The sequence below is a fragment of the Sinomonas terricola genome (assembly GCF_034931225.1).
GTDB classification, from domain to species: domain Bacteria; phylum Actinomycetota; class Actinomycetes; order Actinomycetales; family Micrococcaceae; genus Sinomonas; species Sinomonas terricola.
Genome location: NZ_JAYGGQ010000010.1, coordinates 104,321 through 117,285, shown reverse-complemented (window position 1 = coordinate 117,285; position 12,965 = coordinate 104,321). Strand labels below are relative to the sequence as shown.

11 protein-coding genes are annotated in these 12,965 nt (G+C 68.0%); 7 read left to right on the top strand and 4 right to left on the bottom strand.

Features of this window, described 5'->3' with window-relative positions; translation table 11 throughout:
• Position 1 precedes the first annotated feature (1 nt).
• Positions 2-454 (bottom strand): SRPBCC family protein, encoded by a 453-nt coding sequence (locus tag SPF06_RS13600; protein ID WP_323279641.1) that lies wholly within the window; start codon positions 452-454, stop codon positions 2-4.
• Between the two features lie 70 nt (positions 455-524).
• On the opposite strand from SPF06_RS13600, the gene SPF06_RS13595 reads away from it, so the two are divergent.
• A complete protein-coding gene (locus SPF06_RS13595; RefSeq protein WP_323279640.1) occupies positions 525-803 on the top strand; it encodes a putative quinol monooxygenase in 279 nt (92 codons plus the stop codon).
• A 210-nt stretch (positions 804-1,013) separates the two neighbouring features.
• The gene (locus SPF06_RS13590; protein WP_323279639.1) at positions 1,014-2,567 is read left to right on the top strand and encodes an ABC-F family ATP-binding cassette domain-containing protein; all 1,554 of its coding nucleotides are present in this window, start codon (positions 1,014-1,016) and stop codon (positions 2,565-2,567) included.
• A gap of 151 nt (positions 2,568-2,718) precedes the next feature.
• On the opposite strand, the gene SPF06_RS13585 is transcribed toward SPF06_RS13590, so the two are convergent.
• Positions 2,719-2,877: a hypothetical protein gene (locus SPF06_RS13585; protein WP_323279638.1), complete on the bottom strand. Its 159-nt coding sequence runs from the start codon at positions 2,875-2,877 to the stop codon at positions 2,719-2,721.
• Between the two features lie 977 nt (positions 2,878-3,854).
• Here SPF06_RS13585 and SPF06_RS13580 point away from each other — a divergent pair.
• From SPF06_RS13580 to SPF06_RS13560, 5 genes are all read left to right on the top strand, one after another.
• Positions 3,855-5,504: a thiamine pyrophosphate-dependent enzyme gene (locus SPF06_RS13580; RefSeq protein ID WP_323279637.1), complete on the top strand. Its 1,650-nt coding sequence runs from the start codon at positions 3,855-3,857 to the stop codon at positions 5,502-5,504.
• A gap of 20 nt (positions 5,505-5,524) precedes the next feature.
• Positions 5,525-6,904, top strand: coding sequence for an NAD-dependent succinate-semialdehyde dehydrogenase (locus tag SPF06_RS13575; RefSeq protein WP_323279636.1), 1,380 nt, complete (start codon positions 5,525-5,527; stop codon positions 6,902-6,904).
• Positions 6,905-6,926: 22 nt separating this feature from the next.
• Complete coding sequence (locus SPF06_RS13570) at positions 6,927-8,072, top strand: helix-turn-helix domain-containing protein (protein ID WP_323279635.1); 1,146 nt, start codon at positions 6,927-6,929, stop codon at positions 8,070-8,072.
• A gap of 126 nt (positions 8,073-8,198) precedes the next feature.
• Positions 8,199-9,581 (top strand): FAD-binding oxidoreductase, encoded by a 1,383-nt coding sequence (locus tag SPF06_RS13565; protein ID WP_323279634.1) that lies wholly within the window; start codon positions 8,199-8,201, stop codon positions 9,579-9,581.
• Positions 9,582-9,678: 97 nt separating this feature from the next.
• Positions 9,679-10,035 carry a zinc ribbon domain-containing protein YjdM gene (locus SPF06_RS13560; protein ID WP_323279633.1) on the top strand — a complete coding sequence of 119 codons (357 nt, stop codon included), beginning with the start codon at positions 9,679-9,681 and terminating at the stop codon, positions 10,033-10,035.
• Positions 10,036-10,062: 27 nt separating this feature from the next.
• Here the strand turns inward: SPF06_RS13560 and SPF06_RS13555 are convergent, their stop codons facing one another.
• Complete coding sequence (locus tag SPF06_RS13555; RefSeq protein ID WP_323279632.1) at positions 10,063-10,200, bottom strand: hypothetical protein; 138 nt, start codon at positions 10,198-10,200, stop codon at positions 10,063-10,065.
• Positions 10,201-10,376: 176 nt separating this feature from the next.
• Positions 10,377-12,833: a GH32 C-terminal domain-containing protein gene (locus SPF06_RS13550; protein ID WP_323279631.1), complete on the bottom strand. Its 2,457-nt coding sequence runs from the start codon at positions 12,831-12,833 to the stop codon at positions 10,377-10,379.
• Positions 12,834-12,965 lie beyond the last annotated feature (132 nt).

Genomic DNA, 12,965 nt, shown 5'->3' with positions numbered 1-12,965 from the left:
CTCACTGGGCGGCGCCTTCGATCAGATACCGATTCCGCCTCTCGATGAGCTCCCGCAGGTATCGTGCCAGCACGAGCTTCTCGACGAGACGCCCTACCGGGCCGAACGGCGCCTCGAACTCGACCCGGTCAACCATCGTGGTGCCCGCGGAGTCCTCGTGGAACTCATGGACGTGCCGGAAGCGCCGGAACGGCCCCCTGACCTGTTCATCCGCAAAGTAGTCAGGCCATTTCATCTCGGTGATCCGGCTCGTCATCTGAAATGGGAGGCCGAAGTGCCAGGCTCGCCAGGTGACTTCCTCACCTAACGAGATGAGACCAGATGTCACGCCGGCAACTGCCTTCTCACGAGAATGAGCCAGCGACTTCTTGTGGGCATCAATGCTCCGGGCGCGGTCGAACAGCTCCGATTTGGGTGTGCTGGTCCGTGTTGTGCACTCGAAGTAGGCGCTCACCGTCCGAGTATGGCTGTTCGTTGGCGGTGAGGTCACGGTAGGAGAGGCGTTGGTGCGGGAAGATGGCTCCATGGCTGAAGTTCGTCTGAGTGGGCAACTCGTGTGCCGCGACGACAGGGATATTGCCGTCGTCGTCGAGCATCTCGGGCGCCATATCGCGTTGACGCGCGCCGAACTCGGCTGCGTCTCTTTCTGCGTGACTCCCACCGATGACCCTTTGGTGTGGCAGGTTGAGGAATTGTTCCGCGATGCCGTGGCGTTCAGAGCCCACCAAGACAGAGTCGCGAACAGCGAATGGGGACGCGTCACCGCCGGGATCGAGCGCCGCTACTTCATCGACGGGCTCTGACCCTCGCAGCCAAGCGCAAGACGACGACGAGACAACCGTTTGGCGGCCGACGTCGCATTTGAGACACTGGTGGGGTCCCCGCGAGTGCTCGCGTGTGTGAGGGGACGACGACAAGGACGAATCTTGACAGGTATCCGGAGTTCAGCAGCCCTTTCGCGCTGACGCTGCATCGCAGTGTCGGCGCATCCGCCGATACTCCGGGAGCTCACCTTGTCTACCCCTTCTTCGGTCGTCCTCGACGGCCTTTCCTTCACCTGGCCCGATGGCACACCCGCTCTGGCCAACGTCGTCGGCTCGTTCAGCCGAACCCGCACCGGGCTGGTCGGCGCCAACGGCGCCGGCAAGTCCACGCTGCTCAAGCTCATCGCAGGCGAACTGCGGCCCACGGGCGGCGCCGTCGTCACGTCGGGAACTGTCGACTACCTGCGCCAAGACGTCACGCGCGGCGCTCACACCGTCGCCGATCTGCTCGGCATCACCCCCATCCGCGATGCCCTGCGCGCCGTCGAGGGCGGTTCCACCGACCCCGATGTCTTCGACGCCGTCGGCGACGGCTGGGACATCGAGGAGCGTGCGGCTGTGGAGCTCGCCACGCTCGGGTTCCCCACGGATCTCGACCGATCAGTGTCCACGCTGTCGGGCGGCGAGGCGATGCTCACCGCGATCGCCGGCATCCAGCTCAGGGGCGCCGACATCGCTCTCCTCGACGAGCCGACCAACAACCTCGACATCGACGCACGGCAACGCCTCTACGGGATGATCGGCTCGTGGCGCGGCACTCTGATCGTGGTCAGCCACGATCTAGAGCTCCTTGACCTGCTCGACGAGACAGCCGAGCTCCGCGACGGCAATCTCATATCGTTTGGCGGTTCCTACACCGAGTATCGCGAGTGGGTCCAGACGCAGCATGATGCCGCGGTGCAGGCACTTCGGTCGGCCGAGCAGGTGCTTAAGCGAGAGAAGCGCGAGCGGGCGAAGGCCGAAGAGCGCATCGCTCATAGTGAGCGGCAGGGCCGCAAGGACCAAGAGAACCGAAAGTTCGTTCCCGCTGTGATCAACGACAGGCGAAACTCGGCCGAGAAGGCCCAAGGCTCTCGTCGGAGCGACGCGGATGCGAAGGTGAAAGCAGCCACGGCGGCCGTGGAGGCCGCCGAGCAACGAGCGCGGGGCGACGCAACCGTCCGCGTCGACCTTCCCGATCCGAAGCTTCCGCGGGGAAAGCGCGTTGCCGAGCTGCCAAGCGAGAACGGGCGCAACTACGTGATCCAGGGCCCCGAACGGGTCGGGCTCATCGGCCCCAACGGCGTTGGCAAGACGACTTTGTTGGAGGCGATGTTGCCGCATGCCTCGGCTCGTGCCGCCTACTTGCCGCAGCGGATCGTCCTAGACGACGGCGCCACGGTCCTCGATGCGGTTCGCCGGTTCGCACCGGACGTGCCGCCTGCGCACCTTCGCAACCGCTTGGCACGCCTGCTGATTCGTGGCGCGATGGTCGATCGACAGGTGGCCTCTCTCTCGGGCGGTGAGCGATTCCGGGTTGCCTTGTCTCGGCTCCTGCTCGCGGACCCGCCGCCCGAGCTGTTGGTGCTCGACGAGCCGACCAACGACCTCGACATCACGAGCGTCAACCAACTGGTCGCCGCCCTCGCTGCCTACCGAGGAGCGGTGCTGGTCGTCAGCCACGACTGGCGCTTTCTGGAACGGCTCGAACTGGACGTCGTGCTCCGGCTAGACGAGGACGGAGTCCTTTCGGCCGTGCGTTAGCGGCTTCGGTCGGTTCTGGGTCCTGCGGGCCACGTTGTAGAGGATGCCGTGAAGCCACTTCGTGCCTTCCCGGCATCCTCTACGTCCCGCAACTTCAGAAACGCGACACTAGCTCCAAAGGACACCTACGCGGACCTCCGGCCTGGCCAATTCACATTTGCGATTCCGGGATTCCGAATCGCCTCGCAACGAGTGCGTGAACGGCCCAGACTAAAGGCTGATCTTCCAGTTCAACGCCCTTGTCCCCGTAAACTACGCCCGTTTCGCTCCCCACCGCTTCGATGTCGAAAAGCCTGAGGATCTCGCTCACGCGAAACTGATACTCGGTGGAGGTCATCTGGCGGGACGTACGGACCGGGACTGGGGCGAGTGTGCGCGCGACCTCGGACCGGATGGATCCGGTCATTGGGCACGCATCGCGTTGGGTCCGCAGTGGTCGCTCACCGTCAAGATGTTCCCATCGCTTTCCACTCTCCAGTTTGCCGTCCTGGTTCCGTAGTTGAAGGCATGAGTGTAACCGCCGAAGTCCCTGTAGCGCTGGGCCGTGCCTGAGAAGAATATGGCCGATGCGCTGTACTCAGTCGTCACGTATACCCACACGACCTGACCCGAGGGGCAGCTGAGCGAGCCGCTGACGCTCGTCGTTGCTGCCTGCGCGGGCACCGCGGATGTCGTTGCCAATGCCAGTGCCGCGCAGAAGCAGACCGCGGCCGATATTAGAGCTTTCAATGCTTCCCCCTGATTGTCCGGACGGGATTCAGATGCAATCGCCGTCACTGGTTCGTGAACTCTTGCATGACTTTCGCCATTGCACAAGGGCCCGGATTATCATATGACCAGCCAGCATAATTGCTTGGTGAAGGTGCCGATTTCGCGGGAGCATACGCCTTCACGGGAAGTCTATCTACCTCCACCGAAAGACCACTTTGCGAGAGGAAGTTTCTCGGGAAGGCCGAGGGTTACAGTACAAATCTTCGCAGCCTTTCTCGTCAGCTAATTGAGCCCAACGACCTCCCCTGCTTTCGGCACATCTCCGGTGAGCACGGCATGTCGGGCAACTCCACGAGCAAGCATTTAGCTCCCAAGGGCGCGAGGGGCTCCCCCTCTCGCCGTGTCCCGGGAGTTAGCCAACCGGTTCCGCCGCCCGTGGTTCGCAGCTCGATGTCAGAGCTCGCGCCGCTCCGACCATGCCGACTCGGCATCATCTTTCTGCTCTTTATGTATTGGACAGCATCGATCGAGGCTTCTGATACTGGAGGAAAGCCCCCACAGCCCCGAGGAGTCCCCGTGACCCACAAGCCCCGCCACGCTGGCCAGGCCATCGTCGATTCCCTCGCCCTGCACGGCGTCAAACGCGTGTTCGCGGTCCCCGGCGAGAGCTACCTCGCCGTCCTCGACGGCCTCCACGGCACCGAGATCGAGACAATCGTCGTCCGCCAGGAGGGCGGCGCAGCCTACATGGCCGAGGCCCACGGCAAGTTCACGGGCGAGCCCGGCGTCGCGATGGTCACGCGCGGCCCCGGCGCCGCCAACGCGTACGTCGCCCTGCACACCGCATGGCAGGACGGCACGCCCATGGTCCTTTTCGTGGGCCTCGTCCCGATCGCCGACCGCATGCGCGAGTCCTTCCAGGAGTTCGACCCGAACGCATGGTTTGGCACCCAGACGAAGCGCGTCTTCGTGCTCGACGAGCCCGGCCGCGCGTCGGAGATCGTCGCCGAGGCCTTCTTCGCGGCGAAGTCGGGGCGGCCGGGGCCCGTCGTCGTCGGGCTTCCCGAGGACATCATCACGAAGGCGTACGACGGCGAGCTCACGGCCCCGATCTCCGTCGCCGAGGGCGCGGTGTCGCCCCGCGAGCTTGAGCAGCTCACGGCGGCCCTCGCCAAGGCCGAGAAGCCCCTCATCTACGTGGGCGGCCAACGCTGGACCCCGGACGCGGCGGCCGCGATCACGCGCTTCGCCGAACGCAACGGCATCCCGGTCGCCCAGGACTGGCACGCCTCCGACCGCGTCCCGTTCACGTCCCCGGCCAACATCGGCTCGCTCGGCTACGGCCGCGGCGCCAAGGCGGCCCAGATGTTCGACGACGCCGACGTCCTCCTCGCGATCGGCGCCCTCCCGACCGACGTGCCCACCGATGGCTTCACGCTCCGGCAGCGCCCCGACGCCGTGAACTTCCTCGTGAGCATCGACACGACGCTGCGCGGCCGGTCCGGCGCGGTCAGCTCCCACATCCTCGCGTCCCCGGTCGCGTTCGCGGAGGCCGTCGAAGGCCTCGATCTCGGCCGGACCGCGGACTGGGACGCCTGGCGGGCGAGCGGCCACGAGGCCCACCGCGCGCTCGCAACGATCGACGACGACGAACTCCCCGCCACCGCCGCGGGCACCGCCCACATGAGCGCCGTGCTCCGGGAGCTCATCGAGCGGCTGCCCGAGGACGCCGTGTGCACGATCGGCGCGGGGAACCACACGATCTGGGCGCAGCGCTTCTTCCCCACGAACGTCTTCCCGTCTCAGCTCGCGACGCGCAACGGGTCGATGGGCTACTCGATCCCGTCCGCCGTCGCGGCGGGCCTCGAAAGCCCCGAACGCCTCGTCATCGCGGTGTGCGGGGACGGCGAATTCCTCATGAATGGCCAAGAACTCGCGACGGCGGCGCAATACGGGGTGCCGGTCCTCGCCGTCGTCATGGACAACGGACAGTACGCGACGATCCGCGAGCACCAAGAGCAGCACTTCCCCGGCCGCGTGTCCGGCACGCAGCTCTCCAACCCGGACTTCGCCGCGTTCGCCCGCGCCTTCGGCGGCCACGGCGAGACGGTGACGAGCGACGCCGAGGCCGCGGGCGCCGTCGAACGCTCCCTCAAGGCGGTGACCGAGCAGCGCAGGTCCGCGCTCATCCACGTCATCACCGACCAGAAGATCAGCCTCCCCTGACCAACCCTCACGGAGAATCCATGTACAAGGTCACCAACCCAGCGACCGGCCAGCTCGAGGCCGAGTTCGCCACCGCGACCGACGCCCAGATCCAGGCTGCGATCGCCTCCGCGGACGCCGCGTTCGCCGCGCTCAAGCGCCTCGACCCGGCCGCACGCGCGGCGCTCCTCACCCGCGTCGCCGAGCTCCACGCCGAACGCCGCGACGAGCTCGCCGCGATCATCACCCGCGAGATGGGCAAGCCGATTGCCCAGGCGCTCGGCGAAGTGGATGTCGTCGTCTCCATCTACCGCTACTACGCCGAGAACGGGCCCGGCTTCCTCGCGGACGAGGTGATCGACGTCGCGGCGGGCGGGACCGCCGTCGTCCGCAAGGAAGGCCTCGGTGCGCTCCTCGGGATCATGCCGTGGAACTACCCGTACTATCAGGTGGCCCGCTTCGCCGCGCCCAATCTCATGCTCGGCAACACGATCCTGCTCAAGCCCGCGCCGCAGTGCCCCGAATCCGCGCTCGCGATGGAGGCGATCTTCCGCGACGCCGGCGCCCCCGAGGGCGCGTACGCCACCGTCTTCGCGACGAACGGGCAGATCGCGGACATCATCGCCGATCCGCGCGTTCAGGGCGTGTCCCTCACGGGCTCCGAGCGGGCGGGCGAGACCGTGGCCGAGATCGCGGGCCGGAACCTCAAGAAGGTCGTGCTCGAGCTTGGCGGTTCGGACCCGTTCGTGGTCCTCGACGCGGCGGACCTGGACGCCATCGTTGCGCGCGCCGTCTCCGGCCGCATGGGCAACGCAGGCCAGGCCTGCAACGCCGCGAAGCGCTTCATCGTGCTGGACGAGCTCTACGACGAGTTCGTCGGCAAGTTCGTCAGCGCCCTCGCCGCGATCACGCCCGGCGACCCGACGGACCCCGAGACCTTCCTCGGCCCGCTCTCGTCGCGCGCCGCGGCGGACACGCTCCAGGCACAGCTCGACGCCGCCGTCGCGGGAGGCGCCACCGTGCTCCTCGGCGGCGGGAAGCTGCCCCCCGGCGAAGCTGACAGCTCGGCGTTCTTCGCCCCGGCCGTGCTCGCGGACGTGAGCCCCGACATGGACGTTTACCGGCAGGAGCTCTTCGGCCCCGTCGCGATGGTCTTCCGCGCGGCGTCCGAGGCCGAGGCCGTGCGGATCGCCAACGACACCCCGTTCGGCCTCGGCGCCTCCGTCCACTCCGACGACCCCGAGAAGGCCGCCCGCGTCGCCGACCAGCTCACGGCGGGCATGGTCTCGATCAACGAAGCGGGCGGCTCGTCCGCCGAACTCCCGTTCGGGGGCGTCAAGCGCTCCGGCGTCGGGCGCGAGCTCGGGCGCTACGGCATGGAGGAGTTCGTGAACCGGAAGCTCATCCGCGTCCGGGCATGATGCGAACTCGTAGAGTGTGACCGTGCACAGTCCCGCAACGCCCGAGGCGAACGCGCGCTGGTCCGAGCTGCTCTCGGCCCTCGCCGAGCGGTCGGCGCAGATGGCGGACGAGTTCATCGAGCGGGTCGCCGGGATCCGCGAATACGGCACGGGCCTCGTCGCGGCCGAGGACGTGCGCGCGACCGCCGCCCACACGTTCTCCCTGCTGGTGTCCGCGCTCCGGGCCGGCGGTACGACGGACGACGGCCCCCTCGCCTACGCCCGCGAGCTCGGCGCCCGTCGCGCCCGCTCGGGGATCCCGCCGTCGTCCCTCACCTCCGCCGTCCGGCTCGACTTCAGCATCATCTGGAGCCACCTGCTCGAGCTCGCCGCGGAGGGCGACGCCGCGCTGCTCGCCTCGCGCGTCGAATCCGTGTGGCACGTGGTCGACGCGTACGCGGCCGAGACCCACACGAGCTACCTTGCCGAGCGGGTCCGCATGGCCCAGGAGGAATCGAGCGTCCAGCGCGAATTCGTCGCGCAGCTGTTCGGCCCCGAATCGCTGTCCCCGGACTCGCTCACGCGGATCGGTGCGGCGCTCCGGGTGGATCCCTCGGCGTCGTTCGTTGTGGCCGCTGGTTCTGGGGCCGCGGGCGCCGTGATCCGCGCGCTCGGCGGCGGAGTCCCGGGCCGCGTGCGCGTGCACGTGTACGAGGCCGGGAGCGCCGTGTACGGCTTCTGGCAGGAGCCCCGCAGCGGGAGCCCCGTGCCCGCGGGCCTCGCGAGAGTGCCGTGCGGGCTCGTGCGGGGCGTGTCCGGGCTCGCGGGCCTGCGCGCGTCCGCGGCGGTTGCGGCGGCGCTCGCCGACGAGGCGAACGACGACGACGCCGGTCCCCTCGAGCTCGAGGCCGCCTGGCATCGTGTGGCCCGGCGGCTGCTCGAGGACTCGGGCATCTCGCTCGCCGCGCTCCTCGACCGCTCGCTCGAGGCCTGCCGCGACTCGGAGCGCGAGCGGCTCGAGGAGACCGCGCGGACGTTCATCGCGAACGGGAGCGTGACCGAGACCGCCGCCGCGCTCTACTGCCACCGGAACACGATCCTCAACCGGCTCGCGCGGTTCCACGAGCTCACCGGGGTGGACCTGTCGGTGCCTCAGCAGGCGGCTCGGGTGCTGGTGGCGTGGGCGTGACGGCGCTCCGGCTCTGCGTCCCTGCCGGCCCGCACCGGCACCGCCCAACCACCCAGGCCACACCACACGCGCCGCCACCCCAGCCCGCACCGCCGTCTCGACCAAGCCACCACCACAAGGAATCTCATGACCGCGCGCCCGACCAGCAGGATCCTCACGGAGCTCGAGAAAGCAGTCGGCACCGCGAAGCTCAGCACTGACGCCGCCGTCCTTGCCGAGTACAGCCGCGACCTCGGGCCCACCGACGCGGCGGCGCTTCCCCTGGCCGTCGTGTTCGCCGAGTCGGTCGAGGACGTGCAGGCGACGGTCCGAACGTGCTCGGCGACGGGCACCAGAATCGTCCCGCGCGGCGCCGGCACGGGGCTTTCGGGCGGGGCGCACGCCGTCGAGAACTCGATCGTGCTGAGCCTCGAACGCATGAACCGCATTCTCGAGATCCGCCCGGATGACGAGGTCGCCGTCGTCGAGCCAGGCGTGATCAACGCGGACCTCAACACGGCGGCCGCCGAACACGGCCTCATGTACGCCCCCGACCCGGCGAGCCACAGCTTCTCGACGATCGGCGGGAACATCGGCACGAACGCGGGCGGCCTCCGGTGCGCCAAGTACGGGGTGACCCGGGATTCGGTGCTGGGCCTCGACGTCGTGCTCGCGGACGGAACGCTCATCCGCACGGGCCGCAGCACGTTCAAGGGCGTCGCGGGCTACGACCTCACGGGACTCCTCGTCGGCTCGGAGGGGACGCTCGGGATCGTGGTGCGGGCCACCGTGCGGCTTCGCTACCTCCCCGTGGACGTGCGGACGATTGCCGCGTTCTACCCCGATTTCGCGTCGGCCGCGGCGGGCGTCCTCGCGGTCGGGAGGGCGCGCGTGCAGCCCGCGATCATGGAGCTCATGGACGCCGGATCGCTCGCGGACGCCGACCGGCTCAACGGCTCCGACCTCCTGGCCCGCGGCAACGCACTCCTCCTCATCCAGACGGACGGCTTCGGCGCGGAGCGCGAGGCGGAGGTCGTGCGGCGCGTGCTGGCCGGGACGGGGGCGGCTCTGCATGCCGAGGATCCGGAGGAGGCCGAGCGCCTCGTGTTCCTCCGGCGCAACAGCCGCGGCATCGGGCGGGACAGCGAGTTCCGCGTGGGGGAGGACGTCGCGGTGCCGCGCTCGCGGCTTGTGGACTATGTGCGCGAGCTCGAGCGCATGGCCGAGGACCATCGCGTGGCGGTCAAGGTCGTCGCGCATGCCGGCGACGGCAACCTGCACCCCGAATTCTGGGTCGATTCCAAGGCGCCGGACATCCGCGAGGCCATGGCGCGCCTCGACCGCGCGCTCGACGAGTCAATCGACGTCGCCCTCGCGATGGGCGGCACGATCACGGGCGAGCACGGGATCGGCTCCTTCAAGCTGCGCTGGCTCCCGCTCGAGCACTCCGAGCGGCTGCGTGAGCTTGAGCACGGCGTGAAGGCAGTCTTCGACCCCCAAGGCATCCTGAACCCCGGCAAGGCGGTCTGATCCTCGCACAGCCAGCTCAGGCGCGCAGGCAGCACAGACGAGCGGACGACGGCGGGCGCGCACCCGCCGTCGTCCGCCCGCCCGATATCCTGAGATGGTGAGCGACACCCTTCCCCCGTGCCCCCAGTGCGGAAGCGAATACACCTACGAAAACGGAACTCTTCTCGTGTGCCCGATGTGCGGCCACGAATGGGAGGCTCTCGTGGAGGGCGAGGAAACTGCCGCCGAGGAGGCGGGCGTCATCAAGGACGCCGTGGGCAACGTGCTGAGCGACGGCGACACTGTGACCGTCGTCAAGAACCTCAAGGTCAAGGGCAGTTCGCTCGTTGTCAAGGCGGGCACGAAGGTGCGCAACATCCGCCTGGTCGACGGCGTAGGCGATCACGACATCGACTGCAAGATCGACGGCATCGGCCCGATGCAGCTCAAGTCGTCGGTGGTCAAGAAGGCCTAGCCCAGCTCGGGCCGGGCTCGAGCTGATTCAGTCCTCGTCCGGGCCTTCGGCCGGCTCCTCGGAGTGGGCGCGGATTTCCGTCGCCTCGAGATCGGTGTCACCCTCCGCGGGTGCCTCGCTGTGGACGCGGTCCTCGTCGTTTTCGATGCCTGAGAACGGTGCCATGGGGGAATCGCCTCGATTCTTTAGCGTTTGTTGGCCTTTGTCCCCACAAACCAGCCTAGAACCGCTCGTCGCGGCTGGCCATGGCCTACGCGGCGGGGTTGCGTGAGGCTCTCCCCAAGGCTGGGGGTCACGTTCCGCGGGCCGCAACCCGCGGAACGTGACCCCCAGATGGGCAGTCAGTTCCAGCTCGACTTGAGGTGCCAGGCCTGCAGGCTGTCGAGAGTTGCCGTACCGCTGTCGGCGAAGACGCTCACGCCCGTGCTCGTGGGATCCGGGAAGATCTGGTCGGTGAGCACCACCTGCCCCCGGTCCCCGAAGACCTCGACCGACGAGGCATCGATGAGGATGTGGAGCGTCACTCCGCCTTGGTCGAGCGGCAGAGGCGCCGACTTGACGCCCGCGAAGCTCGACGCGAAGTCGACCTTGCCCGAATGGGTGCGGTCCACGTAGACCTGCCCGGTTTTGGTGTCGTAGCCGATCTGGGTGTACTGGCTCTCCCCGTTCTGACCGCTGCCCGCGCGGACATTGAGCCCGAATTTCGACGCCGTTCCGGCCGAGAGGTGCGCGGTGAGCTCGAGCGTGCTGCCCGTGACGCTCAAGGGCGTCGCCGCGTTCGAGGCCGTGACGTCCTTGAGATTCGCCGCCGAACCGTTGCGCAGCTCGGCGAGACCGCTCACGGGCTGTTGGACGAGCCGCACCTTTCCACCGATGGTGCTGAGCGAGAGCGTGCGGGGGAACGTTTCAGCGCCCTTCCACGGGCTCGTCGGGACCTGTCCGGCGTAGTCCCAGTTGCTCATCCACGCGACCCCGATGCGCTCGCCGTCCGGGGTGTTGTTCCAGGTGTTGGCCGCGTAGAAGTCGGCGCCATAGTCCACCCAATGCGCGCGCTGGTTGGCGCTGAGCGCGGTGTCGTCGCTGAGGCTGAAGGCGTCGGCCAGGATGTGCCCCCACCCGCCCGTGCTGTGATCGACGACCTGGAGCTGCGCCTGCTTGCCCATGAGGTCCTGGAGGTCCCAAGAGGCCCAGTCGAGGCTTTCGCTGTTGGCGCCCGTCGCCGATCGCACGACCTGACCGCCGACGACGAGGTTCACCGACGTCTGGGTGTCCCACGGCTTGGCGGCGGCGTCCGCGAAGATGATGTCGCCGACCATGAGGTGGCCCCAGCCCATGGAGCCGTCGTTGTCATCGACGACTTGGATCTGGGCCTGCTGGCCCTGGTACTGGGTCACGTCCCAGTTCGTGAACGTCAGGTCGGGGCTGTTGTTGCCGGTCGTCGTGGCGACGACTTTGCCACCGACGACGAGGTTGACCGCCGTCGGGTTCGCCTGGCCCCACGGGTGGTTGCCGCCCGCAACCTGCAGATCGATGAACGGGCTGGTGACCGTGAACGACGGCGACGTGATGGTGCCCTTGCCGGGATCGCCGTCGGGCGCGTAGGTGTCGAGCGCCTTCGGCCCGAGCTGGTTCGGAAGGCTTTCCGTGGACGGACCGGAGTTCGCGAAGGATCCTGTGGCCGTCCAGCCTGTTCCGTAGGTCGTGCCGGAGAAGTCCGCGAAGACCTGGCCCGCCGGCAGAGTCCCGAACGGTGCCGCTCCGGGGATGTAGGGGTGGTTACCGCCGCCCACGAGGAAGTTGAGGTGAGGCTTCGTGATCGTGAAGGTCGTAGAGCTCAGGGTGCCCGTTGACCCGTCGCCGCCGTTGAAGCTGTTGACGAGGTACGTGCCGGGGTAGCCGGAGACGGTCTGCTGATTCGGCAGCGTGCCCGCGGCAGGGGCCGTGCCGAACGCCGTGCCGGTCGCGGTCCAGGTGCCGTAGCTCCCCGACTCGAACGTGTCGAGGGGAGTTCCCGCGGGCGGGGTGTAGGTGGCGGGCTCGTCGGGCGTGAAGTTCGTGCCGTCGAATTGGCCGACGAGGTACTGCACCCCGGTGCCGCCGACGCTCAGGCTGAGGACCCACTTCGTGTTCTGCGTGTTCCCGTCGACGGGCAGCTGATAGAGGTCGGGCATCTCCCACACGCCGCTCGTGGATCCGGCGGGGCCAAAGTCGCTCACATGGGACCAGTTCTTGAGGTCCGGGGAACGGTAGAACGAGACCTTGTGCTGATCGGACAGCGCGATGACCATCATCCAGCTGTGCGTCGGCGCGTACCAGAACACCTTGGGGTCGCGGAAGTTCACGGAGTGGAGGTCGAGGACGGGATTGCCGGCGTACTTCGTCCACGTCTTGCCCTGGTCGGTGCTGTACGCGATCGACTGCTTCTCGACGTCGGTGCCCTTCTCGACGCTCGTGTACATCGCGACCATGGGCGGGTTCCCCGGGGTGCCGAAGCCGCTCGTGTTGTCCTTGTCGACGACGGCGCTGCCCGAGAAGAACGCGCTGCTGCCGGGGTCTCGTTGTGGTTCGGTCACGGGAATGTCGTTCCAATGCACGAGGTCGGTGCTCGTGGCGCCTTGCCACGTTCCGTAGCTGTACAGGTAGTAGCGGCCGTCGCGGTAGACGAGGCCGTTGGGGTCGCCCATCCAGTTCTGCGGGAGGGTGAAGTGGAACTGCGGCCGGTACGGCTCGTCGTAGGTGGACGGTGCGGGTGCCAAGCTTGCCGCGGTGATCGCGGGGAGCGCTAGCGCAGTGGCCATCGCCACGGCCGTCGTGGATGCTGCGCGGCGTCGCCGTTGAGAGGGGAACATCAGGAACCTCTTTGTTCGAAGGGGGACACTCCCGGCGCTCTCGAGTGGTAACTCGATTTATCACGAGGAGCTGAGATGGTC